This window comes from Robbsia andropogonis (assembly GCF_034047095.1).
In the GTDB taxonomy this organism is placed as follows: domain Bacteria; phylum Pseudomonadota; class Gammaproteobacteria; order Burkholderiales; family Burkholderiaceae; genus Robbsia; species Robbsia andropogonis.
Window position 1 is genome coordinate 1,926,683 of sequence record NZ_CP139170.1, and the last position, 25,606, is coordinate 1,952,288.

Annotated in this window: 24 protein-coding genes and 2 tRNA genes; 10 read left to right on the plus strand and 16 right to left on the minus strand. The window is 56.1% G+C overall.

The annotated features are described in order from the left end of the window. Positions 1-55: 55 nt before the first annotated feature. The 6 genes from SJQ66_RS22040 to SJQ66_RS22065 all read right to left on the minus strand — a co-directional run bounded on the left by SJQ66_RS22040 (position 56) and on the right by SJQ66_RS22065 (position 4,284). A complete protein-coding gene (locus SJQ66_RS22040; protein ID WP_024902441.1) occupies positions 56-1,390 on the minus strand; it encodes a hemolysin family protein in 1,335 nt (444 codons plus the stop codon). 120 nt (positions 1,391-1,510) lie between these two features. Next, positions 1,511-1,882, minus strand: a complete 372-nt coding sequence (locus SJQ66_RS22045; protein WP_320534549.1) for a hypothetical protein — start codon at positions 1,880-1,882, stop codon at positions 1,511-1,513. A gap of 180 nt (positions 1,883-2,062) precedes the next feature. After that, entirely contained in the window at positions 2,063-2,335 is a 273-nt protein-coding gene (locus tag SJQ66_RS22050; RefSeq protein WP_024902443.1) for a hypothetical protein, read from the minus strand. A gap of 453 nt (positions 2,336-2,788) precedes the next feature. After that, positions 2,789-2,865 (minus strand) — tRNA-Met (locus tag SJQ66_RS22055). A 177-nt stretch (positions 2,866-3,042) separates the two neighbouring features. Further along, positions 3,043-3,363, minus strand: coding sequence for a hypothetical protein (locus SJQ66_RS22060; RefSeq protein WP_157684935.1), 321 nt, complete (start codon positions 3,361-3,363; stop codon positions 3,043-3,045). A gap of 285 nt (positions 3,364-3,648) precedes the next feature. Continuing rightward, entirely contained in the window at positions 3,649-4,284 is a 636-nt protein-coding gene (locus tag SJQ66_RS22065) for a hypothetical protein (RefSeq protein ID WP_320534550.1), read from the minus strand. Positions 4,285-4,606: 322 nt separating this feature from the next. Between SJQ66_RS22065 and dusA the strand changes: the two genes are divergently transcribed. Beyond that, positions 4,607-5,608: a tRNA dihydrouridine(20/20a) synthase DusA gene (gene dusA, locus SJQ66_RS22070; RefSeq protein ID WP_046154362.1), complete on the plus strand. Its 1,002-nt coding sequence runs from the start codon at positions 4,607-4,609 to the stop codon at positions 5,606-5,608. A 167-nt stretch (positions 5,609-5,775) separates the two neighbouring features. Next, a tRNA-His gene (locus SJQ66_RS22075) sits at positions 5,776-5,851 on the plus strand. A gap of 422 nt (positions 5,852-6,273) precedes the next feature. On the opposite strand, the gene SJQ66_RS22080 is transcribed toward SJQ66_RS22075, so the two are convergent. Continuing rightward, positions 6,274-6,498 carry a hypothetical protein gene (locus tag SJQ66_RS22080; RefSeq protein WP_157685193.1) on the minus strand — a complete coding sequence of 75 codons (225 nt, stop codon included), beginning with the start codon at positions 6,496-6,498 and terminating at the stop codon, positions 6,274-6,276. Between the two features lie 1,150 nt (positions 6,499-7,648). On the opposite strand from SJQ66_RS22080, the gene SJQ66_RS22085 reads away from it, so the two are divergent. After that, the gene (locus SJQ66_RS22085) at positions 7,649-7,864 is read left to right on the plus strand and encodes a hypothetical protein (RefSeq protein WP_024905494.1); all 216 of its coding nucleotides are present in this window, start codon (positions 7,649-7,651) and stop codon (positions 7,862-7,864) included. Between the two features lie 60 nt (positions 7,865-7,924). Here the strand turns inward: SJQ66_RS22085 and SJQ66_RS22090 are convergent, their stop codons facing one another. Beyond that, a complete protein-coding gene (locus SJQ66_RS22090) occupies positions 7,925-8,557 on the minus strand; it encodes a hypothetical protein (RefSeq protein WP_024905495.1) in 633 nt (210 codons plus the stop codon). 793 nt (positions 8,558-9,350) lie between these two features. Between SJQ66_RS22090 and SJQ66_RS22095 the strand changes: the two genes are divergently transcribed. Next, on the plus strand, positions 9,351-9,605 hold the full coding sequence (locus tag SJQ66_RS22095; protein ID WP_320534551.1) for a hypothetical protein: 255 nt from the start codon (positions 9,351-9,353) through the stop codon (positions 9,603-9,605). Positions 9,606-9,751: 146 nt separating this feature from the next. Here SJQ66_RS22095 and SJQ66_RS22100 read toward each other — a convergent pair whose 3' ends face one another. From SJQ66_RS22100 to lexA, 3 genes are all read right to left on the minus strand, one after another. Further along, a complete protein-coding gene (locus tag SJQ66_RS22100) occupies positions 9,752-9,904 on the minus strand; it encodes a hypothetical protein (protein WP_164468532.1) in 153 nt (50 codons plus the stop codon). 317 nt (positions 9,905-10,221) lie between these two features. Then, positions 10,222-10,626 carry a hypothetical protein gene (locus SJQ66_RS22105; protein ID WP_320534552.1) on the minus strand — a complete coding sequence of 135 codons (405 nt, stop codon included), beginning with the start codon at positions 10,624-10,626 and terminating at the stop codon, positions 10,222-10,224. A 12-nt stretch (positions 10,627-10,638) separates the two neighbouring features. Then, entirely contained in the window at positions 10,639-11,382 is a 744-nt protein-coding gene (gene lexA, locus SJQ66_RS22110) for a transcriptional repressor LexA (protein ID WP_320534553.1), read from the minus strand. Positions 11,383-11,667: 285 nt separating this feature from the next. On the opposite strand from lexA, the gene SJQ66_RS22115 reads away from it, so the two are divergent. Further along, positions 11,668-12,807 carry an asparaginase gene (locus tag SJQ66_RS22115; protein WP_253466132.1) on the plus strand — a complete coding sequence of 380 codons (1,140 nt, stop codon included), beginning with the start codon at positions 11,668-11,670 and terminating at the stop codon, positions 12,805-12,807. Here the strand turns inward: SJQ66_RS22115 and SJQ66_RS22120 are convergent. Beyond that, complete coding sequence (locus tag SJQ66_RS22120; protein WP_320534554.1) at positions 12,794-16,921, minus strand: ATP-binding protein; 4,128 nt, start codon at positions 16,919-16,921, stop codon at positions 12,794-12,796. The two genes, SJQ66_RS22115 and SJQ66_RS22120, sit on opposite strands and share 14 nt — an antisense overlap. Positions 16,922-17,443: 522 nt before the next feature. Here SJQ66_RS22120 and SJQ66_RS22125 point away from each other — a divergent pair. Beyond that, positions 17,444-18,511, plus strand: a complete 1,068-nt coding sequence (locus SJQ66_RS22125) for a sulfate ABC transporter substrate-binding protein (RefSeq protein ID WP_320534555.1) — start codon at positions 17,444-17,446, stop codon at positions 18,509-18,511. Positions 18,512-18,584: 73 nt separating this feature from the next. Here the strand turns inward: SJQ66_RS22125 and SJQ66_RS22130 are convergent, their stop codons facing one another. Further along, positions 18,585-19,574 carry a 2-hydroxyacid dehydrogenase gene (locus SJQ66_RS22130; RefSeq protein WP_046154234.1) on the minus strand — a complete coding sequence of 330 codons (990 nt, stop codon included), beginning with the start codon at positions 19,572-19,574 and terminating at the stop codon, positions 18,585-18,587. 254 nt (positions 19,575-19,828) lie between these two features. Here SJQ66_RS22130 and SJQ66_RS22135 point away from each other — a divergent pair, with 254 nt between their 5' ends. Both SJQ66_RS22135 and SJQ66_RS22140 read left to right on the plus strand, forming a co-directional pair. Beyond that, on the plus strand, positions 19,829-20,821 hold the full coding sequence (locus SJQ66_RS22135) for a glycerophosphodiester phosphodiesterase family protein (protein WP_236693675.1): 993 nt from the start codon (positions 19,829-19,831) through the stop codon (positions 20,819-20,821). Between the two features lie 93 nt (positions 20,822-20,914). Further along, positions 20,915-21,043, plus strand: a complete 129-nt coding sequence (locus SJQ66_RS22140; protein WP_320534556.1) for a hypothetical protein — start codon at positions 20,915-20,917, stop codon at positions 21,041-21,043. Between the two features lie 22 nt (positions 21,044-21,065). Here SJQ66_RS22140 and hpxZ read toward each other — a convergent pair whose 3' ends face one another. After that, positions 21,066-21,440, minus strand: coding sequence for an oxalurate catabolism protein HpxZ (gene hpxZ / locus SJQ66_RS22145; RefSeq protein WP_320535361.1), 375 nt, complete (start codon positions 21,438-21,440; stop codon positions 21,066-21,068). An 85-nt stretch (positions 21,441-21,525) separates the two neighbouring features. Then, positions 21,526-22,374, minus strand: a complete 849-nt coding sequence (locus SJQ66_RS22150) for an aldo/keto reductase (RefSeq protein ID WP_024905504.1) — start codon at positions 22,372-22,374, stop codon at positions 21,526-21,528. A 309-nt stretch (positions 22,375-22,683) separates the two neighbouring features. Here SJQ66_RS22150 and SJQ66_RS22155 point away from each other — a divergent pair, with 309 nt between their 5' ends. Both SJQ66_RS22155 and SJQ66_RS22160 read left to right on the plus strand, forming a co-directional pair. Continuing rightward, positions 22,684-23,271 (plus strand): DUF1007 family protein, encoded by a 588-nt coding sequence (locus tag SJQ66_RS22155; protein WP_046154233.1) that lies wholly within the window; start codon positions 22,684-22,686, stop codon positions 23,269-23,271. Between the two features lie 107 nt (positions 23,272-23,378). Next, a complete protein-coding gene (locus SJQ66_RS22160; protein ID WP_162199123.1) occupies positions 23,379-24,554 on the plus strand; it encodes a nickel/cobalt transporter in 1,176 nt (391 codons plus the stop codon). Positions 24,555-24,597: 43 nt separating this feature from the next. On the opposite strand, the gene SJQ66_RS22165 is transcribed toward SJQ66_RS22160, so the two are convergent. Continuing rightward, the gene (locus SJQ66_RS22165; protein ID WP_253466126.1) at positions 24,598-25,581 is read right to left on the minus strand and encodes a LysR substrate-binding domain-containing protein; all 984 of its coding nucleotides are present in this window, start codon (positions 25,579-25,581) and stop codon (positions 24,598-24,600) included. Positions 25,582-25,606 lie beyond the last annotated feature (25 nt).

The window sequence follows — 25,606 nt, forward strand, 5'->3', positions numbered from 1 at the left end:
AAGCAGGATTCGACGCAGTCCGATACGGGACGGTCAGGCATTATATCGACAGTCCTCACGTAGCAGGCGCCACATATTCCCGGGGTACGATTCGCACCACGGTAATACGTGGTCCTGTCATCTTGTCGATGAGCACATCGAAGTCATCGAATGGGATGCGCTGCCCCTGGGTTGGCAATTCCTTCAGCTTGTACATCACCAGACCGCCGACCGACTCGACTTCATCCACGCCCAATTCGATACCGAGGGCGCGTTCCAGTGTGAAGAGCGGCAGGCTGCCCTTGCCGAGCAGACTTCCGTCGGAGAGGTGGGTCCACTCATCGCCATGTGCGCCGAATTCATCGCGGATCTCGCCGACGATCGCCGCCAGCAGATTGTCCAGCGTGATGAAGCCGACCGGCTTGACGGGTTGCAGCGGATCGGCGTGTCCGACGATGGCAAAGTGTGGTGCCCCGGCGCGTAGACGTCGGAACAGTTCGATTGCGGGCAGGTTCGGCGGGACGCGCTGCACCGGCCGAACAAATCGTTCAAGACTGTCCAATGATCGAACCGGCGTATCGTCGAGGTCCGATAGAAACAGATCCTTTGCGTGGATGATGCCGAGGACCGTTTCACCGTCCGCGTCGAAATACGGGTATCGGGTGAAGCGTGACTGACGCGCGATGTCCAGATTTTCGGCGACCGTATTCGCCTTCGACATCGACACGACTTCACCGATCGGTCGCATCAGATCGGACACGTCCAACTCACCGAAGTCCATCGAATGCGCGAGGATGTTTTGTTCGCGCGCGGTCATGTTGCCGGCGGTACGACTAGAGCGCAGGATCAGTTTCAACTCTGACGGGGAATAGCTAGCGTCCAGGTGGCCGGTGTTGACCTGGCCTACCAGCTTCAATGTCGCGGACGCGCTTGCGTTGAGCATTTTGATTGCCGGAAGGGCCATCCAATAGAAACCGTATAACGGCCACGCCGTCCAGGCCCCTACCTTTTCCGGTAGTCTCAACGCCAACGATTTAGGTGCCAGTTCGCCGACGACAATATGGAGAAACGAGATGGCAACAAAAGCGATCGTGAAAGAGACGGCCTTGATCATTGCGGGTTTGTCCACACCGATCCAACCCAGAATCGGTTCGATCACGTGGGCGAAGGCGGGTTCGCCGATCCAGCCCAGGCCGAGCGACGCCAGCGTGATGCCCAACTGGCATGCCGACAGGTAGGTATCGAGCTCTCCATGTACCTGTTTCAGGATGCGGCCACGCCATCCCAGCGTCTCCGCCAACTCGGCGACGCGCGTGCTGCGTAATTTAACGAGACCGAACTCCGCGGCAACGAAGAAACCGTTCAACAATACCAGTGCAAACGCGGCGACGATCAGTAGGAAATTGTGCATAGAGTGGCGCCCATCACGACGAGCGCGATGGACCAAGCCTGGGGAGCGTCAGTATAAAGGAACGAAAACGTGCGAGCATGTCGAACGAGCCCGGCTCGGGCAGGGGGGGCAGGTCGTTTTTTACTCATCCGTCGTGTCGGCAGGCCGACGATGCTGATCCTGGTGCGCGCCCCCGTTGGTCTGCGGGGCACCCGACAGCATGTCGCGGGTACGTGGTGCGGGGTCATGCACCATTCGCGACTCGGTAGGCGACACCGGTGGTTCCCGTACCATGCCTCTACTCGATTTGTTCGGTGGAGGATGTGCGATGCCGTTTGGCCCGATGCGTCCGGTCTGCTTCGCGCTACTGGCCGGTGGTGCGGGGCGCGTCGTCGCATCGATCGGATGGCCGTTTGGCCGCGCGCCGGCCTCGGGCGATATCAAAACGTACGTCGAGCAAAGCGCGCACATCGCAACGGACCAGAATCGACGTAAATGGGACAGAAAGGGCATGTCACTTAGGCGCGGCGGTTCGAGAGGATGCAGAAAGCAATTGCCTTGCATTCAGATTACACGGGATTGGTTGCTCGCGGAAGCACGACGGGCAGATTCGTTCGGCTTCCGGCGATGGCTGGTCCGTCATCGACGGCGGGTAGGGCGCAAGCGCCACGTCGTTGTAGCCCCCGTGCCTCGTTACAGCTGAGCGGTTTGTACTTGCCCCGATTGGAGAGCGGCATCTATCAGTTTCTGTTCGCTCGCTTTGCGTATCGCATTGTCCAGCAGCGTTTCCGGTGATTCGAGGCGCGCCTTCAGCGCTGAAATCGCCCCGTCGGCCTCCAGGATGACAAGGGTTTCGGCCGACGCTGCGGCACTGATGATGACCCGTGTATTCTCCGTGCCTTCACCTAGTGTCGCGCAGCACTCCTGATTGCGACCCTCTACTGTATGGGTAAAGTTCTTGATCATCGTAATCCTCTCTCTTTAAGGGCTCTTTTCATGCTGCCGGGTATGCTGTCCATCTCGACGCGCGCGGGGCGATCGTCGGCCGATGACCTTAGCGGCACGCACGTTTGCCATTTACTCTAGCGGTTCATCAGTCGGATCCTCGCGTAGAGGGATGTCCGACGGTGCGTCTGTTGGTATTCCCGGCACGTCATCCGGCTGCGGAGCGGTAAAGGGCGTGCGTCCGGGCTGAGCTGGCGTGGGGTCAGGGCGATGCCAAGGACGGGAGATGAACATGATGTGCGATCGCATGGTATTCATTTCAAAAGGAAATCGAAAGAAAACCATGCAAAATTCACGCCTGCTTCAAATGCGAGCCGGGATAGTGCGTTACGCCGAAGTGTCGTGAGGCTCAATGGGGGCGGGGCAGAAATGAAATGGGGCGCTGTGTGATAACACAGCGCCCCATTTGGAATCTGGTTGCGGGGGCAGGATTTGAACCTGCGACCTTCGGGTTATGAGCCCGACGAGCTGCCAGACTGCTCCACCCCGCGTCAGAAGAATTACTATAGCAAGAATGATGGGGCAAGGCAAGAATTATTGTGCAATCGCACAAAAGACAAGGCCCCGGAACCGCTGAGCGGGTGTCGGGGCCGGTTTGGCGCGCGGCATCATGCGTGTGGTGCCGCGCGAAACGTCATGGATTGTTGTTCATGCGCGCTAGGCGCGAATTACCGCGTGCCGGTGGTCCCGGTTGTACCCGTGGTGCCGGTGGTGCCAGTCGTTCCTGCCGTACCGGTACCACCGCCGCCTAGCGCACCGGCCGCCGCCGCGCGACCTGGATTGGCCGAAGCGGTAGCGCCGGCGAACCCGCCTGCGCCTACGCCTGCATTGAAGCCACCTTGGCCGCCCGATGGACCGCGAGCGGCCACGATGGCACCAGCGCCACCGCTAAAGCCGCCGCTTTGCGGGGCGACCGTTTGCGCGGATACAGCGAGCGGGGCCAGCAGCAAGGCGGACACGCTGGCTACCTGTAACATACGAGAGCGCATATTGCCTCCTTGATCAGTGGTTTACCCACTTGCACCTTATGAGAGAATGATTACCTTGTCAAATGTAATAGTGTAAGGAAATTATTGCTGTTTGCATTTTATTCAGGTCAAAAATACAGCGCTGTACAATGCGCTCGCACCGGGAAGTCCGTGCAATGACGAAATGCCGATGATCAACCTATCGCCGTGTGGCGTTTAACCAAATCCTATCGGAATGGCGTTTGCTGGAACATAGCGACAATTAAAGTGACGAGCAGGGGGGGCTATAGCGGATTGACGTATCCGTCATTTCGTCACTATAGGCTCGCTGGCGGAGGACGGTGTTGTTGCATTGCGGCAACTTGCCGAAACCACCATGACTGTTTCGTCTGGACCGAGTTTGCGCATGGCTTCGGAGTAAAGGGTGTCAACGAGATCCTGCGCAGCCAGTTTCACAGGTGGCTCGCTGATCCGTTGATCAAGTTTCGCTTTTGCCATCCATGACGCACCGCCAGCATCGCGCCAGGCAGCGACTGCGCGTGCGATCTCCCCCATCTCGGTACATGAATCCAGTGCCTGTGTTGTAATCGATTCAAGTCGGGGGGGCGCGGGCGTTACTTCCGGCGAGATGGTCGGTCCAGCGAATGCATAAGGCGTATTCATCGTGCTAATGATCAGTGCCACGCTGGTGTACAAGGAGCCTCGCCTATCAATGCAATTGAAAATACGCGCCGCGTAATGCGTTGCTGCATCGCTCTTCAAAAAGAGAGCGAGCACATTGTAAGCACTTTGCATGGGAAACTCATCGTTATTAAATGGAATATGGAATATCCACGGCGATGTTATTGTACGGTTGGTTGCAAATATAAGAAAAATTTGCATTGTAGGTTGAAATGACAACGGATGACGTTGGTAATGCAGAGGGTTGCGCCGTACAAGCATCGCCCACTCTAACTTTCCTGGTAGTTGTTAAAGTGCTAGCGTAGCTGCCGTCGCCCCCGTCGCCCCCGTCGGCAACTAACGACGACTTCTGGGCCGCGCGGTCCGGGCAGTACCATTGGGGATATGACAATTAATGCAACGATTGTCGCGTGTGGAACACCCTGTGATCCGGCACACGAGGAATGGGGGCCGCGATAACCTATACTGCCGTCTCGGCGAAGAGACGTCGCGACAACGCGCTTCACCTTTCCGTGTTTTTAATGCAGCCTGTAGCCTCAGTTTTTTCGTCGTGCGCGACCGGCGCGCTTACTTTCTTGATCTGATGGACATTTCTTCAAACGCCAGCCCGCGCCGTTTCTGCGTGGCACCGATGATCGATTGGACCGATCGCCATTGTCGAGCGTTCCATCGGATGTTCACGCGCAAGGCGTGGTTGTATACGGAGATGATCACCACCGGAGCGTTGTTGCATGGAGACGTTCGTCGACATCTTGATTTCGGCGAGACGGAGCATCCAGTAGCGTTGCAATTGGGCGGTAGTGAGCCAGACGATTTGGCGCGCGCGGCGAAACTCGGAGCGCAGTGGGGCTATGACGAGATCAACCTGAATTGCGGATGTCCCTCAGAGCGTGTTCAGCGTGGTGCGTTTGGTGCATGTTTGATGCGCGAGCCGGTGACCGTGGTGGATTGCGTTAAAGCCATGCGTGATGCGGTAACGTTGCCGGTGACGGTCAAGCATCGTATCGGTATCGATTATGAGGCATCTTATGACTTTGTCCGGGACTTCGTCGGTACGATCGCAGACGCGGGGTGCGAAACGTTCATCGTCCATGCGCGCAATGCCGTACTCAAAGGCTTGAGTCCGAAGCAGAATCGCGAGATTCCTCCTCTGCGATATGACGTCGTTCGGCAACTGAAACGAGACTTTCCGCATCTCGAAATTATTTTGAATGGCGGTGTGCAGACACTGGACCAGGTGAAGGAACTCTTGAAAGATGTCGACGGGGTGATGGTCGGTCGAGAGGCATATCAAAATCCAGGCATGTTACGCGGTGTGGATCGCCGCATCTACGGCGTTGATACTATCGACGTGGACGATGCCACCGTTGAAGCAGCACTGCACCAGTATATTGAATCAGCGCATCGTACTGGTACGCCGTTGAACGCCATGGTTCGACATATTCTTGGTTGGCATCGCGGTGCGCCCGGCGCGCGAGCGTGGCGTCGCGTGTTGTCCGATAGTCCGCGCCTTGCCCAAGGAGACTTCACCATTTTCGATGAAGCAAACGCCCATTTGCGTAGCACGTCGTTCGCGGTTCGATAGCGCATTGCGCTTAAGCGGAAACGAAAACGATCGTTGAGAGACTTGAGAAAATACATGAAGTTTCTCTTGCCAAGCTGGCGAATGCTTCCTATAATTGCGGTCTTTCAGTGCTGCGCCAAGCGGCGCTGAAACGAACAAAGCGGCTATTTTGCGCTGTTGAGATCGTGGTGGCTGTAGCTCAGTTGGTAGAGTCCTGGATTGTGATTCCAGTTGCCGTGGGTTCGAGTCCCATCAGCCACCCCAAAGAATTCAAGGACTTAAACGATTCGTCGCTTAGGTCCTTTTCTTTTTTATTCCACACATCAAAAGGTGGGTGTAGATCGCCGATCGGAGGTCACGCCAGCGCCACGCATATCGTCACCTCGTTGACACCTGCTTTTCCTGCGATATCGGCAATTGAATGGTGCCGTCACGTGTTTCCGCAATGTCCCGAGGAAAAGCACCGCTGCCGATGGTAGTCAAGAATTGCGTGCTCGTGATCTCGCGGACCGAACGTGCCAGGCACGCCTATTCCGAATACCTGCCTGCTGCATCAAGGTATTGTTGCTTATTTTCAATGTGACACCTTTTGTCTGCCTGCGACCTCGTGGATCTTTTTGATGTGATGCTTCGTTGCAGCCTCGCTATCATGTAAACAACATCCAGTAAGACGGCGCGAGCATCCGTTACCGAGAAAAAAGCAGTCCGATCGTCTGGTTGAACGAGGTGACGTCATCCTCTTGGCCTACGGATTCGAGCATTTGCTTCCCTACGCCGCTGACTGCTTCGAAAAGCTGCTCGCGATATGTGTCTGGCTCCTCATGCATATTGATGTGGCCGTTAAGCAGAATTTGCAGTATGAGCGCCTGCGCAGTCTGATTCAGGCGTAATTCTTTAATGTCGTTGTCCATGCGTGTCTCTTTTGGATCGGTATTGAAGCCCGGATTTTCGCACGAAGCGTGATGAGTGAGCGACTTGGAGATATGCTGCGCGCTGTATCCAGATGTATATTTGGAGACAGCGTCAAACGACCGTTTGTATTTGTAGCGCCGTGGCCACGCAATCGCCAATATCGACCTATTGCAAGCGAGTTCATAAATTATATGTTTGGTACAAACATATAATAAATATTCATTCAGCGACGGGTGATCGCGTCGCCGCTAGCTCCGATGATCTCTCGTAATCTCACGTTGGATGATGCGGCAGGGATGTTGTATATCAAGGGCTTGGATTTTCCCATTTTGATTAAGTGATGTGCCTATTGAAAGAAAATTTCAAATCTCATCAGCATCTGAAATTTATTTCAATGAATTTTTATTGATTGATTTTAGTATAATTTATTGTTAAATTAAAATATAAAATTGGTTTACGGGTTTACGGGTTTACTGGTATTTTTATGGATTTAAATAAATTTCAGGTCGGATTTTTTTGAAGAGGTGAGAATTAATTTTTTGAATTTAATTTATTTAATAGATGTTCATGAAATTACAGAAATTAAGATAAACTATATTTTTGGAGATTCAAATGCGGAATCCTTTACCTATCGACTCGACCTATCTGACGAAAGCACGCATGAAACATGGGTGCTCTCGGTTTACCTAGGGTTTTCCCATCCTGATGCGTGTCCGCTGCGGTCGATGTGCCGCAGCATCGAGCCCGTTCGATCGATGCATGCATTTTCAATGCCGTCATTCACCATAGTGCGCTGTATCGATCGGTACTTTTTGCCATAGCGTACCCATACCTTCGGGTTTCTCGCGAATGCTAGCCAGGCAATAATCAGGTTCGACAATGAATGTCGTGGCAATTCAGCAACGTGAACGGCCGTCGTTATGCCGATTTATGCACTTCACGACGATTGTCGAAGTAATATTCTTCCAAGGGCGCAATGAGAATAGTGAAGTCTCAACTAATCATCATAAAGGGCGAGTCCTGATTGCAGCGCGAGAAGGGCGGGAGTAGCATTCCTGTGAATAAAGCGTTGAGACCAAAGGGCGGACACACCATATTCCAATATTGAAAGGATGTGTCCATCTACGATGTGCTACGGGAAGAACGACGGTGGGCAAATTGTTTGGTTGGGCCGCCATGAGTGCGGTAAGCGTCTTGGCCGGCGGCGTATGGCGCGTAGTGCTACTCGTCTTGCGGGAACACGCAATCGAGAGAGAAGATCCGTTAACGCAAGATAACAAAACCAGCATCGTCAAGCCGGCAACTATCACGCTGACGTCGGCAACATCGTCGGCACCTGTGAGTGATCGTCTGGTAAGCCATTAAGGCAGCTTGAAGAAGGGCCGTGCGCGGAAATGTGCACGGTCTTTTCATTTGCGTGTCAGCTTAACGCAATCCACTACGAATTATTTCAGACTCGGCTTGCGGATTGACGATGTTTTTGGCAAGTACCACCATCGCGTCATGGAGTGCATGCTGGCTTGCGCGCGACACGGCTAATGCCGCTGCGTGACAGGCCCCATCCTCGTGGTCGCTGCCGAATCCGGAGAGCGTTTCGTGAACGGTAGGTAGGCGCTGTCCTTGAGGCGTCACCGCGATATTGATTGTCACATGCGCTGTCCCCACGAATTGTGATCCGACGTGCAATTCTGGGGTAAACGCAATGTCGCTCAATACGTACCGATCCGCTGGCCCTGCCGAGTCGATATCACTGACGCCGTCGTCAACGACGACTTCCGGATAGGCTCCCATCAACGTGGCCCGTACCGAGTTAATGATTGCGTCGCCCGATTTGGACATAAACCAATAACCGGCGCAATTTCCGCCAGGGCGAAAGGCGGTCTTGGCACCTCGCAAATCCGTGGGAACGACGACAATGGCCTTTGGCGCCAGCCCAGGACCCGGTTGTGCAAGCATCGCTGCCTGTTGATAGCCTATCGGGACATCGATACATCCGCTTATCGCCAACGCCGCCGTTATCGCAACGGCGGCGTTCCTACCGCGTTTATGCAATGGCATACACCGTGGCATTGTTTCTTTTTTCAGCGGGGATGCGGCCCGCTGCGTTACATATTGCATTTCCGGAATAGGTGGAGTCGGCATAAGTCTCTAAATAATGCTGCCCATTGGCGACGCGTTGCATAAAGACCCACGCGTGCGGCATTCTCGTCTAGGCGATATTACCGTCGGTCTCAACGCACGCAGTTGACTTCGTGCAGTCCAGTGTTCGCTTCAGTGCTCGTATGACCCCTCAGCGTTGCGCCCGCGTTCATTAGCAAGGCGGCCAAGCGGATTCAATAAAAAAGCCATTCGATTATGGCATGTCGCGTCTTACGACGTCGGGAATACCCGATAAGAAGTGGTTACAAGCATAAGAGCACGGCTTCAACACCACGGTGTATCTTCGTACAGTACGCGTAACGAGACAGTTGAACGCATGACGATGACCTGAAAGGTGTCGCTTGTAGTGAAATAATCTACAAATAAACGCTCCAAATAACCTTCATTCTGCTTTCAACCGAGCAAATGCGTCTCACTTTTCGTGTGGCTGCGTGGCAATTGTGTAAAAACCCGTAGTATCGTAAGCAACATCGTAGCAATTACGCCTCTGAAGAAAGACGCGTAGGCTGAATGGAGTTCCCCTTGTCCTGAGACTACAGCGGGCTGTCATCGGGTTTGTAAAGACAGCAACTTCGGCGTAGTTGCTGCGTGGCGAAGTCAGGATGTCGCTATTTAAATTGGATACGCAAGCAGCTATGTCGGCCTGTTCAGGGTGACGATGGACATCCCGGAACCTCCTGGAGCAAAACGGATGAAGCAAGAAGCCCTCATTGATGCGTTCGACCAAGCCGGCGCGATTTCCGGCGACGCAGTCAAAGCGCTGACAGTCGAATGGGCCCTATGGCTGGCGGGGAATTGGGAGCGTATCCCGCCGGCGGACCGAGGCATGATGGTAACCGTCGGTGGTGTCTTGTTTGATAAGGGAGCGACTTATGAAAAAGGCTTCATACCTCCCGCAAAACCGGCTATAAATGTACTGCCGATACGAGATGGCCGGTCAAGCTAACAGGCGCGAATCGCTGGATGAGGTGGGGCGCCGCGCCAAGGATACGACTTGCCGACAAGCGCTATAAACGCAGACCGCGGGCTAATTCAAAGTGTTGTTTTAGCAAACAAATCGTGCATGCTGCGATGCGTCAGACTGGTACTGTCTCAGCCAACCGGTGGCTCATCTGTTTTCTTATCGCGCAGGTCGTTTGGCGCCATTTTTCGATTTCCATCATCTCGGTGAGGCAGTGCGCTATCCCGGTTGTCGCTGTGCGTCGTTGGGTTTGGCTTCTCAGGAGATTGCTTGTCTTCGCTCATACTATCCTCCACTTCAGGTACTTCAAAACGCAAAATTGCGTATTTTCGAACACACGCTGGGTGCCACTTTTCTGTCTCTCCAATAGAACGTCCGATAGGGCGAACAATCAGCAAACAGAAACAAATCCGAGTTAGCTTTGCAAGCGCATGACTAAGCTACCTTGTAGATAGGCAAAAACCGTACCTGAGCTCCCATTATTGTTCACGCCAGTAGGGGGATTCTTTGCACCTATGTTTAAAGTGCATTGTCTAATTTCTACATTAATGAGGAATGCGAACAGAATAGCGCTTGAGGGCCAGGGTATATTCGGCAATGTTTAGCCGGCTGCAAGCGTTGCGACAGCTACAAGACCACCCCTCGATGCTAAGGCCGCGCGCTCATCTGCGATGCACCGGTCAATCATCCGGCAAATTGCATCTATATTACCCACCATCGTCATCCCACTGGTACGGCGATAGACGCGTACGGTAGGGCGGGGAGTCGCCGCCGCGACGGCTTGCACAGTCGGACGTAGTGCCGCAGTACGGGCGACAACAGCCCCTGCATTCATCGACTGATGCGAGGGTGTGACATCCGAATCTCGATTGACAAGGACCGGTGCCGTGGCACGTGCCGCCAGATTCGCTTTGTCGCGACATGACAGGCGACCGCGGTCTGCACGCAGGCGGCCAAAGGCGTGAATGGTGCTATCGACAGAAAACAAGCGAACGAGCCTAGACATGATGTATCTCCTTCAAAGGGGCGTCGGTCGAATAAGTCCTACCGCAATCCCTTCGAGTGCAAAGTCGGACCGTTCACGGTCAACGACAATCGTCGGGTAATCAGGATTTTCAGCAAGCAATGCAATACCCTCCGGTATGCGTTTCAATCGTTTCACAGTCACTTCGTCACCGAGACGGGCTACGACAATTTGGCCGTCGCGGGCATCGTTTTGACGCTGTACTGCAAGTAAATCACCATCCAAGATGCCGATGTCTCGCATACTGAGGCCACGCACCTGTAACAAATAATCCGGACGATTGCTGAATAAAGTCGGATCACATTGGTACTGTTGCAAAACGTGTTCCTGAGCCAAGATCGGACTTCCCGCCGCAACGCGTCCAATTAGCGGCAAAGACAACGCGGTGGCCTGAGACAGCATGCCCGCGAGTGCAACGCCCCCTCGCGGCGAGGAACGGTCTATATCTCTTGGCAACACTCCCGCCGATTCCGGCCGGGGCCGAGTTGCTGCGCGTTCATCCGTGAACGCGGCGCTGTCGTCGGTGTTTTGAACGATGCGAATGCCCCGTGACGCTCCCGGCGACAACACGATTACCCCTTTGCGCGCCAGCGCACGTAGATGCTCCTCCGCCGCATTGGCCGAACTGAAGCCGAGCGCCGTGGCAATTTCGGCGCGCGTTGGTGGAAAACCGCTGCGTTCGATTGCCTGGACGACCAGATCGAATACTTGCTGTTGGCGCGCGGTAAGCTTGAGCATGTCTCGATTTCCTGTATGCGATACTGTGATTCTATACAGTATTTTTTTTGACGCAACTATTTTCGCGGAATCCGTTGGAAAGGGTTGCGCGTCGCGCGAAAGCGACGTACGTGACACGGTACGATAAATCCGCACGAGGCAAATGGAAGCGCCTACGCAAAGGTGGCCACGGCCACGTTACATCGTTCGCGTTGTCTGGCACACTGCCGCCCTGATATGCACCGCTCGCGCGCGCCGTCGCCGCGTTTCCGACTTGACCGCGATGTGATCCAAGGACTTTTCCTAATGACCGACGCTTCTTCACGCACCGATGGCGCTCTGCCAGCTCATTCCTCTATTACGAACGCCACGCCGACGCCTCGCACCGGATGGGCCGCGCTGCCGCGGATCGTGGTGCTAACGACCGGCGGCACCATCGCTGGCGCCGCCGCGTCGGATAGTGAGTCGCTACGTTACGCGGCCGGTGCGCTGGGTGGTGACGCACTCGTCGGTGCCGTGCCGGCATTGGCACGTATTGCCACAATCGAGACCATCGCGGTGGCATCGATCGACAGCAAGGATGCGGACCCGGCATTCTGGTGCACACTCACGGCGGTCGTGCGCGCCACGCGCGCGCGCGATGATGTCGATGGCATCGTAATCACCCACGGCACCGACACGTTGGAAGAGACAGCGTATTGGCTGGATCTGCTTCTGGACGATGGCAAGCCCATCGTGTTGACGGCAGCCATGCGGCCGGCCACGGCGCTATCCGCGGATGGCCCGGCGAATCTGTTCGACGCGGTCACGTTGGCGGGCACGTGCACGGCGAAGGGAAAGGGCGTTTTGGTCACGCTGCAGAATCGCGTCCACGCGGCGCGCGATGTGATCAAGATCAGCAGTCATGCGTTGGATGCCTTTGTATCGCTGTCTGGTGGTCCGTTGGGATGGGTGCAAGACGGACGCGTTGGCTGGCTGCGCGAAGCGGCAGAAGGACATCCGGCGGACGCTGCGACCAAGATCGAGCCGGGCGCGGCGCGCGCGGCGGCGCTGTCAGATAAGGTGCGCACGAGCACTTTCATACCCACCATGCTGGCGGCGGTCGAGGTGGTCGCGCAGTATGCGGGTGCATCCCCCCGGCTGGTGGAGGCACTCGTTGCCGCGGGGGTGCGCGGCATCGTCGTCGCTGGAACAGGCAATGGTACGATCAACGCCCCGATGATGGCGGCGTTGCGACGCGCGACGGCAGCGGGCGTGGTAGTGGTCAGATCGAGCCGTGCTGCCGACGTGCGTGTCACGTTGAATGCCGCAGTCGACGACGAAGCAGCAGGTTTTGTCGCGAGCGGTTCGCTGAACCCGTACAAAGCGCGCATCCGGTTGATGTTGGCGCTTTCAGTGGGTGTGGCCGATCTTTCAACGTTACGGTTGTTCTTCAGTCAAGCGTAAGGGGCCGGCGGTCGGCGAGCGCTGCACGGATGGACTGCAACTCAGCCTCCACCGCGGTGCAGGCTCGGACGTAAAGCGCCTGCATCTCTTCCCAGTCGGGTTCCGCTGCTTCGGCGCACTGTGCAATGATCGTGCTGCAGGCATCGACGAAGCGATGCAGCGCCAGCATTGCGGCCGGCCCTTTGTTATGGTGCGCGATGTCGCGTATGCGCTGCGCATCCTGCGCATGCACGGCGTCGGAAAAGGTCGGAAGGGATTTCATCACGCCCTGTTCGAAGATGTCGATCAATTTGCGCGCAAATTCCGGATCGCCAAGTGCGATCGTCATGACGGTCTCGTCTGCATTCGACGCGATCTTTCGCGGCGTGTCGGGCGGTGCCGCGATGATAAAATGCGCGCGCAGTGTTGCCAACGTGACCGGTTTGGTCAGTCTGCCGCGCATGCCGCTGCGCAGGCATTCTTCCAGGCAACTTTCCGTATCGTCGGCGCTATATCCGATGACAGGCAATTGAGGCCATTGATCTGCGCAAGCGCGTGCCAATGCATAGCCATCTTGAATTGGCATATTGCAGTCGGTTATCACCGCATCGAACGCCACCGCCCTTTCAAGGGATGGTGGGTCAAGATACGCTAGCGCTTGATCCACGGTCGAGGTAGTTATGGGCGTAAGGCCAAGCTGTAAAAGCTGTGTGCTTAGCAACAATAGATTGGCTTCGTGATCGTCGACGATCAAGACGTGTGCGCCAGATTGCAGGCTGACCTGAAAAGACGGGGGTGGCACTATCGGTCGCAAGGCGTGCGGATGCGATGCCTCGACGTGCGAGTGGATCATGGAACGCGGGTCCGCGTTAGGCGGAAGCATGAGCGATGCAGTGGAAAGTTTGTCCGGGCCCGATGCCCCCGTGTCAAAAGGCAGCGTGATTGAAAACGTGCTTCCCACACCGAGCTCGCTCTCCACATCGATTTTTCCCTGCATGGCTTCGATGATGCGTTTCGAGATGGCAAGCCCCATGCCGGTGCCGCCATGGCGACGGAACGTGTCGTGTGACAACTGCTGGAACGGCTGGAACAGGAGCGGACGAAGATCTTCCGGTATCCCTGGACCTGTGTCGCCAACGCTGATCGTCAACCACAGTAAGCGCGATGTCGTCAGGGGCGTGTCGCTCGTGGTTGGATCGGCAGCCTTTTCCGGTGAGGGCGCTGCCGAGGCCGGCGAGGTTACGCGACTTACACGCAAAGTGATATATCCCGTCGCGGTGAACTTGATCGCGTTGCTTAGCAGATTCGTCAGGACCTGTCTTAGCCGGGACGCGTCGAACACCAACGTATTCGGTATCGTGGTGTCGCATGCCACGATGACGTCGAGGCCTTTATTCCGTGCGCTTTGCCGGAAGAAGTCCACGGCATCGTTGATCTGTGCGATGAGTGAGGCCGGGTGGCAGTCAAGGCGCAGCGCATCGACTTCCGTGCGGGCGAACTCCAATAGATCATTGAGTAACGTCATCAGGGATGTCGCGCAACGCTGCGCGACATCCGCTTGCCGTTTCAGCGGCGCGGTCGTTCGATTGTCTGCTGAGAGCAATTCCAGGACGCCTACGATGACATTCATCGGCGTACGAATTTCGTGACTCATCGCCGCCATGAACATGACCTTCGCACGGTTCGCGGCTTCCGCGTCGTCTTTGGCCTGCCGTAACGCGCGTTCCATCCGTTTGCGCTCGGTCATGTCGATCCAGCCGCCCAGCATTGCCGACCCGGGTGCCGATGCGTTTGCAACGCCAAAATCAGCACCTAATTCGCCCAAGGCGACAAGCCAATGACAGCCTTCGTACTGCTGTCCATTGATACGTAACGACAGCGTTTCGGAATAGGACTCGGCACCGGCCGCAAGCGCTGCATAGCCACGCTGTACCTTCATGCGGCTCTCGGCATCGAGTTCGTCGGCTTCATGGATCAGCTTGTTGCGCATTTGATCGAGCGTCTTGTTCGTCAGTTGCAGCATCGCCAGGTTGCAGTCAACCATGACGCCTGAGGCATCCCGTACGTAGCTCGGGATCGGGTTCGCATCGATGAGGCGGCGCAGGAAAGCGATGTAACGATTGAGCTTGGCTTCGTGATGGTGTTTGCGCCGGATACGCAGGCGAAGGTTGTAGTTCCAGGCAACGATGCCGCAACCGATGGTGAGCGCCGAGCCGATCGTCCATGCTAATACATGCGAGTCGATACGGTGTCCGCTCGGCGTGGCCGAGCCGGCATACCAATGAGACCGGAAAGCATGCAATGTGTCGCTTGGAATCGTGCCAAGCGCTTCATCCACGATCCTTGCCAGCATTGTGTCGGCCTGACGCGTGCCGAACTGAATCGGGATTGTCGTGGGCCCGGTCGTGCCACTCAGACATAGGCCGTTCTTGGGGGTGATCGACAGCAGGTAATGGGCCGCATCGAGGTAGATGATAGCCGCGTCCGCGCGCCCGGCACGCACGTGTTCCAATGCTTGCCGCTCGTCGTTCGCATACACCAGGTGCTCGCCCTGCAATTGGCGCGCGGCCAGGTATTCCGAAATAGGACGTCCGCGCGTCAAGGCGATTCTTTTGCCATGCAAAGTGCTCGGATCGGACAAAGGTGCGATCCCGCATGGCGCAACGATAGCGCCCGTCGCATACAGAAATGGGCGGGTGATCCGCTCGTTCGCTTCGACGGGAGCCCGCGTGGGGTGGCCAGTTTCAGGGTAGCGACGGACATCGGTTGGACGATCGCTTCGAGTGGTCAGAAAGAGGTCGGCTTCCCCGCGTTGCACGACCAGCCGGGCCGTGTCGGGCGCATCGACATACACGGGTACGAAACGCAAACCGGTCCGGGCACCGACCATTTCCAGAATGGACGCGATCAAGCCACTGAAATGTCCGTGTTCGTTCGCATACGCCATCGGGACATTGTTGATCGGCACCGCAATCCGGATTTCCGGGTGCGCCACGATCCAGGCACGGGCTGCCACGTCGAGATTGATCCGCGCCGCACCATGCGTGGCCACGGGATGATTCCAGTAACGGGCGATGTCCGCGCGCAGTGCCGCCGATTGCGCGCGTAGCGCAGCGTCAATACTCTCCAATAAACCACTCCCGGATGCCGCGTCCTCTCTTGCCATGAAGCGGTAGCGCAGCGGCACTCGCGGCATCAACCGATGTGCTTGAAGTTCACTGAACAACGGTGATGGCATGTAGGCTTGCAAGGCATTGGCATCGCCCAGGAACGCGTCGATATGCCCCAGGGCAACGTCGCGCAGGCCGTTGTATTGGGTGTCGACATAGATCCACGTGTCGATGGACACTGATTTTGGTAGCGTCTTGCGCAATATGTCGTGGGGGATCAGGCCAGGGATGCTGGCGCGTCGCATGGCGCCGGGTTCCGGTAGTGGATGGAGGCCGGGGAGTTGCCGACGAGAAACCCATGCCGCACTTGATTCATGAAAGGGGTCGCTTTGCGCCATGCGCTGCCCTTGCGTCGTCGGAGATGGCGCGCAGCGGCCATTGCCAGTGGCAGCCGACAGAGCGCCAATACCTGCGCCCGCGGGTGTCGCTGGATCGCTACCTGGCATATGAAGTCCCGCGGCGAGGTCGATCCGCCCTTCGCTGAGGGCCGCTGTCAAGGCTTCACCCGTTTCGAACGAGTAGATGTCCCAGTCGATCCCCAACTGATGTTTGAGTATATGCAATTGGTCGGAAATCACGCCAGTCAGCGTGGGGTAATCCGGGTCGACGATGATTATTGGCTGGTTGCCGCGCAGGACACCTATGGTAAAACGACCGCTGGGATGAGGCTGTAGCACGGCCAACTTGCCGCGCGCAAGGATGACTGCATCGGAAGGCATGCCGAGTTTTAACGCACGTGCTTGGTGCAAGACGGATGCGCCGGGGATTCGATCGCTTCTACGATTGGCATTGGTAATGCTGCGTACCGAGTAGTCCGGCTGGTTCTTTCCCGGCGCGCTTGCTGATTTGGACGACGCGCGCTCCGACACAGGCCGTGCTCGAAGCATGTTATCGGCATGCGCGTCGCCTACAGGCAAAGCGTTGATGATCCACCCGACGAAACAGGCAATAGCGGTGGAGCGCATCAATCGCAAAAATATAAATAGTACATCGAATTATTGTCCCGAAAGAATGACAACGTGAAATCGTCTGTCGCATCGGTCCCGGGGCCTCGCCACCGTGCGAGGGCAAACAGTATTCCATGCGCGATCGAAAATGACAGTGGCGACATGGCTTATTTTTGCCCTAATAGGCCCCATGATGCCGGCGTCCATTCGGGCTATCGATCAATTCAGCGGGCATCAGTCGCATATATCTTTATTTGCAACTAACAGGCATTCATCTAGAAATGACACTTTAAAACGCAGAAATCAAAGCCCAAACAAGCATTCAGGTCACTAGTGGAACGACAAGATAGGGAATGGGCAGGAGACTCACCACACCGAACCGATGACAGTTGACGTGGCGTTCAAACCTTCAGACAATCGACATCCGTCGAAAGCAGACTGAAAGTGGCATGCCAGCCACGATCCGCCTTGGGAGGCTACTCGCTGCTCGTCCTGAGCACGCGATCTTCCCTGGTTCAACGCATCTCATGGAGATTTTGCATGCGCGACAGGAAGGTATCGATAGCGTGGGCTGTAAGGCGCATAACGGAGACTGGACAACGGCGATTCTATAGCGCCACTTTCTCAATCGCGCTTGCCTTGATCGGCGTAACCGGTACGGCTCGTGCGGAAACCAACTTGCTCAATGTGTCCTACGACGTGACACGCGAGCTGTATCAAGAGATCGATCCGGCGTTCACCGCTTACTGGCAAAAAACGACGGGAGAAACCGTGACTGTCAAGCAGTCGCATGGCGGGTCCAGCCCCCAGGCATTGTCGGTGCTGCAAGGCTTGCAAGCAGATGTCGTAACAATGAATCAGTCAAGCGATATTGACGTCTTGGTGCAGAAGGGCGGCCTTGTTGACAAGAACTGGCGCAAGGCGTTCCCGAACAACGCGAGTCCTTATACGACGACAATGATCTTCCTGGTCCGCAAGGGTAATCCAAAACAGATCAAGGACTGGGACGATCTCGCGAAACCAGGCGTGCAAGTCATCTTGCCGAATCCGAAGACGTCGGGTAATGGCCGTTATAGTTATCTGGCCGCCTGGGGATGGAGGGTCCAGCATGGTGGGTCCGATGCTCAAGCGCAGCAATTCGTACAGGCTATCCTGCATAACGTACCGGTGCTCGATACCGGTGGCCGCGGGGCGACAACGAGTTTTGCACAGCGAAACCTTGGGGACGTGTTAGTGACCTTTGAAAATGAGGTTGCACTGATTCAACAAGAGTTCGGGCCAGATAAATTTGAGACTGTCTATCCGAGTGAAAGCCTGTTGGCGGAACCGCCGGTGGCCGTTGTTGACAAGAACGTTGATCGGCACAAGACGCGGCGGGAAGCCACGGCGTTTCTACATTTCCTGTGGTCCCCGGAAGGGCAGACAATTATCGCCAAGCATCATCTGCGTCCCCGTGACCTGAAAGTGCTGAAGGAATATGCGTCCACCTTCCATCCGATCAAGACTTTTACGATTGATCAGGTATTTGGCAGTTGGGATAAAGCGCAAGACGTTCATTTCAAGGATGGTGGGACGTTCGACAAGGCGATCATGGCCGCTAAACATTGACACTGACAATCGATGTCTGCTATTCGGCATCGTTCTCCAAGGCATGTCGCAGAGCTTGACGAGTAGACGCTTTTTAATACCCTTGCTGTCGATTTACTACCGGCGGTATCGTGCCATTAGCACGAAACAAGGCAATGTTCTTGGCCACGATCGCCGATGCACTCACACGATCGGTAGGCGCGGAAATATGAGGGAGGACCGTTACCCTAGGGTGCTGCCAATGCCAACTTTCAGGCGGTAACGGCTCCTGTGCGAATACGTCCAGCACTGCATGTCCGATCCGACCAGTATCAAGCGCGGCATGCAAAGCAGCGTCGTCCACGATCGGTCCGCGCGCAAAGTTGATGAGTCCCGCGCCCGGCTTCATTGCCGCCAGCGCAGCGCTATTGACAACATGCCGGGTGTCTGGCGTCAACGGTAACAGGCAGACCACGATATCGGTCTGTGCCAGCATTGTCGGCAATTCGCTGTCACCGGCGAAACACCGCACGCCAGCGATCGACCTGCGCCGCCGACTCCATCCGCTAACCTGAAACCCCGACGCATGCAGCCGCCGCGCTGCCACTTCGCCCAACGCGCCAAGCCCGAGCAAACCGACCATTTTCGCCGCAGGGCGTATATAGTCGTGTTCCCGCCACTGTGATGCACGCTGTTGCAACGCATAACGGGGCATGTCACGGTGCAGATAAAGCGTCCAGGCGAGGACTGCTTCAGCCATCGTTTCGGCGAGTGCCGGATCGATCAGCCGTACGATCTGTATAGACGCACCTGTCCCGCCGGGTTCAGCGTCGAGTTCGGCGACCAAGCGTTCCACACCCGCCCAGACGCTATGCACCCATTGCAACCCGCTCAACGCGCGCACCTCGTCCGGATCTGGATTCGCTACGATCGCCACTGAGCATGTCGCTTTTTCGAAATCAGTCAATGCCGCGAACGGCACGATGCGCTCGTTCGGCATCACTGCCTGCAACGCTGCGATCCACGCCATTGCAAAAGGGTAATGCGGGCTGCACAAGAACGGCAGTGGCGGCGAAGTTACAGAAGCAGGTGCGGATGACGACATCAGGTAGATCCAGCCAAAAGGGACGTCCGATCCTAGCAATAAACGTGAGTTTTGCAAAACGCCACCAGAGCATGGCAACCGTGTTGCAGGAAATGCACGAAGATTCGTCGCGCACACTCCGAGATTTGGCGCATACCGCACCAACCCGACTGACTTGCTTACCGATGATTGTTGTAATAGAAATGTCATTATTTCGTCATAGTGTGCTTACCAAGATCGAGTTGATCGACCTTCCTTTTTTCTTGGATCACGCCATGCGTATTGCTGTGCTTCGTCAATTTTCTTTCTTTCTGCGCATCGTGATGTTGGCATCGGCATCCGTTGGCATTGCGGCTTGTGGTATCGATCATTCCGTAACGCCCTACGGCGTCAGGTCTGGCATATTGTCGAGCGGTTCGACGCCTGCGCACCCGCTGATCGTTGCCCATCGCGGCGGCACAGGCGAGATGCCGGAAAACACGGTAGAGGCCTTTCGCAGTGCCTTGGAGAATGGGGCCGACGCGCTCTGGATGACGGTTCAAGTGACTCGAGACGGCGTACCCGTCATGTATCGGCCGGCAGACCTTTCAGCACTGACAGAAGGGAGCGGCCCGATAGCCGACGTCCCGTACGGGCAAATCGCGCGGTTGAATGCCGGATATCGCTTCAAGGGACGGTCGGATGGTGTCGGTTATCCCTATCGGGCTCATCCGGTCCGCATTCCGACATTGCACGAGGCATTGGCCAAGGTGCCAGCGGATGTGCCGATCATGTTGGATATGAAACAGACACCCGTACAGCCATTAGTCGATGCCGTGGCAGCGGTACTCGAACAAGATCATGCATGGCAGCGGGTCCGACTGTATTCAACCGATGCTGACGCAACCCGCGCGATGCGGCGCTATCCGCAGGCACAGTTGTTCGAGGCACGGGATGATACCCGCGCACGTCTTGTACGGCTGGCCCTGAATGGCCAATGTGACGCACCGCCGGCTGGGACGTGGTCCGGCATTGAACTTCACCGCAACGTGGAGGTCATAGAACGATATACCCTTGGTGAGGGCGTGACAAAAGTGGACGCCCATTGGTGGACACCTGCCGCGGTGCAATGCTTCAGGTCACAGGGCCGAGTTCATCTGATGGTGTTCGGCGTAGAAAGCGCCGACAATTATGCGCAGGCGCGCGCGCTCGGTCTGGATGCCGTCATGACCGATTCCCCAGGGGCACTGCGAACCGCCTTGGCCGACCCTGATCCATCACGGAAATAAGCAACACGGCCCCCAACGGCTTTTTTTCCGGTACAGTAGCGCAGGCCGGGCGCCGGGCACGGTCTAGCATGGGATATAAGGGGAAGGGTGGGTATGACCAAGCGTTTGATCGCGCTGTTGCTAATGAGCGGCGCATTGTTGTCCTTGAGCGGTTGCAACACAATCGCCGGTGTGGGCCAAGACATCTCGGGCTCTGCCCGAACGGTGCAGCGCGCATTGTGATGTACGGATCGGCTCGAATCAGTTAACGCATCTGGCTGACGTGTGCGGTGACCACACGCCATCCTGCTTCAGTACGGACCCAGGTTTGCGTCTGGCGTCCGACGCCGACCACGCCTTGTCGAGCAAATTCCAGGCAGCTCGTTGCATAGTCTCTGCCGAAGGTCGTGATCTCGTGCCGTAAGACTGTTCGGTCGAGCCCGTTGCTCGGCCGAGCGGCACGAAACGCCTGTATGGCGTTATAGCCATATAAGTTCTCAGTGACGCCATACCGAATCGTCATCGAAGAATTCCAGAAAAGCCTGTCGAGCACCGACACGTCGTTCGCGACGAGCGCTGTTTCGTATTGCTCGCACATAGCACTGACTTCGGCGACCACATCCGGCAGATTGATGTCCATCATCGGCAAATTTCCTTTTTGTGAAAGTCACCCGGGTGTCGCATCCGTGACGACCATGGATCTTGCTAACCGACCGGGTTGGTTTTTAAAGGATATCCAGTGCGGTCTTATGCGATGGCGGGGGAAAGGCCACATCGATCGCTGCCACGTCTTCTTCATCGAGTTGCAATGTCAACGCAGCCGCATTCTCCCGGATATGCACCGCATTGCCGGATTCAGGGATCGCTATGATGTTGCGATTGCGAATCGACCAGGCGAGAGCAATTGTGGCAGGTGTGACACCGTACTTCCGTGAGATTTCAGCCAACATGGGATGATGCAATAAGTCACCGCCGCTCCCCAATGGCGCGTATGCCATGACAGGCATTGCCTGCCGCGTACACCATTTCAATAAGTCAAATTCAATACCGCGACTTCCGGCGTTGTAAAGAACCTGATCGGTCAGGCAGGCAGCACCGTCCCGCACCCCCTGTAGTTTTTTCATGGCGTCGGCGTCGAAATTCGAGACGCCCCATGCGCGAATCTTGCCTTGCCGCTGTAATCCATCGAACGCTACGACAACTTCTGCCAGTGGTGTACCGGTCTGCCAATGCAATAGGTAAAGATCGATCGACTCCGTATTCAACCGTTCCAGCGACGAGTCGCACGCCGCCGTCATTTTCTGTTTCGTGGCATTCCACGGATAGACCTTCGATACCAGGAACACGTCTTCGCGGCGCCCTTTGATGGCGCGACCTATCAAGATTTCGGAACGACCGTCACCATACATTTCAGCCGTGTCGATCACTTGCATTCCGAGGTCGATCCCAAGCTGTAAGGCAGATTCCTCCTCTTTTGCTGGTCGCCGATCTTGCCCGAGACGCCAACTGCCCATGCCGATTGGCGCGACTGACTGGCCATTAGGGAAAGTAACGTTATGCGAGGCATGGGTCATGGACACGGGTCCTCAGTGAAGTGAGTGGGAGGATCATAGCCTGAAATATCAAAAATGCCGTGCTTGATCGTCGCCTGGGTTACCGTGCTTCCGTGGGTGCTTTCTGTGTAATGCAACGCACTTTTCGGATTTTCACCACTTCGAGTGCATAACGCGGTTAATATCCTGGATGATGCGATAGAAATAAAATTCTGTGTGATGCAACAATCGGTACGTCATTTTAAGACACGCGGTTCGACGAGGCTTTTCGGTCCCTTCTCGGGACGGCGAAATGCGCGCCTGTCTTGGCTAGGCGGCATCGGCCTAGCCATGGCGTGTGTCGCAGGCAATGCCATTGCCCATCCACACGTCTGGGTCAGCTATGCAGCGGATATCCAGATGCAAGACCGGGCGGTTGCATCCATTGCAGAGACATGGCGGTTTACAAATGGCTTTCCGGTACAGATCATCGGGTTGGACGCCCAACCTAAGGACGGTCCGGCAACCGCTGCGCAAACAGCGGTTTTCAAGGAACAAGCGTTCGATTCTCTGGGGCGCGTAGGGTATTACACGCATCTCTATGTCAACGGAGTCCCTCAGCGCCTGGACGGTCCGATCGATTTTCGCGTTGCTATAGAGGGTGGCGATGTCGTTTATCGTTTCACACTCCGCTTGCCGAGTCCGGTCATGGTCACAGGTCATACCGTGACGCTGGGCATCTGGGACCCATCGTTCTTTGTCGATTATGAAGCCGAGGGCAACGCGCCTGACAAAGCCATACGATTGCGTGATGCAAGTGGTAAAGTCGTCGGCGGCAGCGAGAAAGCCGGATGCACGGTCAAGTCATTCGCAGATACCGCGCATCCGATTTTTACAGGCCTTGTTATTCCAAAAGCGGTGACTCTATCGTGTGCGTAGTGAACCCCAGCATACGCGCGAACTTGCTAAACGGCACCCCGTCTATCGGATGTGTAGTACGCCGACGAACGCTGACCTTCGTATTTTTGTTACTCACGACGGTTGCCTTGACTTGCACCGACGATGTTTTCGCGGCGCCAGCGATTGATGTGTTCGGTCTCCCGGTTGAAACGTCGAAAGACGCGACACATCCAAACGAGGATGCCTTGTCGGCTTCTGCCGCATCAGATGCGTCCGACCGGGATAAGCGAGGTTCCGTCGGTGCCATTACGCCAGCGCGTAAATTCGATAACAGCAAAGGAGATATGCGTTCGGCATTCGTCTCGGTAACGCCGAGTCCCCCGATGACATTGCCTGAACCTATCCGACGCGCCGTGGCATTCAGTATCGTCTGGCAAGGGCGCTTGAACGCGGAAATCGAATCGGCCGCGGCACGCTTACGAACCGGTGCATCGCCCGCGCTCTGGTGGACGTTGGTACTGATGTCGTTTGGCTATGGGATTTTGCATGCGCTCGGACCAGGGCACGGCAAGTTCATGGTTGGTGCATATATTGGCTCTCGCCAGGCCCGGTTGAAGCACGCGCTGCTATTAAGTACATGGACCGCTACCGTGCAGGCATTGTCCGCGATTGGTATCGTTTTCGGCACTGTTGCATTCTCCGCGCACGGTATGATGCAAGTGCTCTCGCGGGCAGCGGCGTTGGAAACGGTCGGCTACGGATTGCTAATGCTGTCGGGCGCATGGACCTTATGGACTACGCTGACACGGCGCGGCTGCTGCACGACGCGGTTGCCGGTGCACTTCCCCCGCGTCGCCGACGATCGCCCTACAAACAATGCCATCACGAGTGCGCGCTACCTTGGCATGGCAGTGCAAACCCGCTCGCGCAACTTGGCTTTGCCTGCCAATGTTTCGTGGCAGGTGTGGGCGAATACGTTTCCAAAGGTATCCCATATCGGTGCATTGGGGCTCGCGGCAGGTATCAGGCCTTGCGTCGGTGCCATCTTCGTGCTGATCGCAACGATTGCGACGGGTGTTCCGAAAGTAGGCGTTGCTGCAACCGTTGCCATGTCCGCTGGCGTCGCAGTCACCGTCTCGGCCGTTGCCGCTGGCAGCGTCAGTATCAACCGCATTCTCGTGACACGGCATCTGAGATACCGTTTGCAATGGAATCGCGCTCAACGCATCGTTGCCGTCAGCGGCGCGCTATTCATTACGCTTTACGGAGCCGTGCAGTTATTTTTACTCGTCTCCGGGTATGCAATTCCGTCCGTAACCTGATTTACGATGGGTTGCGTCACAAAAACCTTGCGCGACAGCACCGTCACGCACGATCCACTTGCGCCATGCCTGCATGGCTTGCCTCTGCTACCCCGGCCATCTCACGTAACAGCCTGAGGAAAGTTCGCAACTGCGGACTGGGCGTTTCATTTCTTCGTAAGACGACCCCGAAAGGCGGAAGCGTCGCCCCCGTTTCCACCGATAGTAGTCCTAATACGCCAGACTTCACATGATCCCGCACCACCGTTTCCGATAGCAACATAATCGCATCGGTCAATTGCACCATCTGTAACATCGCGAAAACCGAGCTGCATTCGACAATGTCTTTTGGAAACGCGATATGCGATTTGGCCAACGCGAGATCGAAGGCGATTCTTGTGGGTGTCGTTGCCGACTGCAGCAACCATGGCCACTTGCCACACAACCCTTTTAGCGATCTTTCATTCTGCCGGGTTTGTAATAGCGGGTGGCCACGGCGCACGGCAAGGCACAATTGCTCGTTCCCAATCGCCTCGAAACTAAAGCTGTCGTGTCGATCCGCCGTGACATCGCGCGCGATGGCCACATCGATCTGGCCTCGCTCTAGGAGATCGATTAACTGGTCCGTTGTATCCCCCATGATGCGAATACGCAACCGCGGGTGAAACGTCTTGATCTCGACCAACGCATTTACAACCAGATCAGGAGCAGCCCCCATCACAGCGCCCACGGCGAGGTGACCATATCCGCCTTCGCGAAACTCCGTGAAGTCACTGGCGAATCGTTCGACCGTTGCCAACGTGTTCCTTGCAAAACGCAAAACCTGTTCGCCCAATTCATTTGGTGCCATACCACGCGACCGACGTTCGAACAGCGCGCAGCCAAGCATCTCCTCCACTTCTTGCAGCATTCGGGTTATCCCTGGCTGAGACACATGCAAGGCTTCAGCGGTGCGATGCAGGTTGTTCGTTACCCCGAGGGCGACGAGCATCTGCAAGTGCTTGAATCTAAGTCGATTCAACAAAATCTGCGAGACCGAAGCGTTCATGTCGGGTCCTTTATCGATCAGCAAA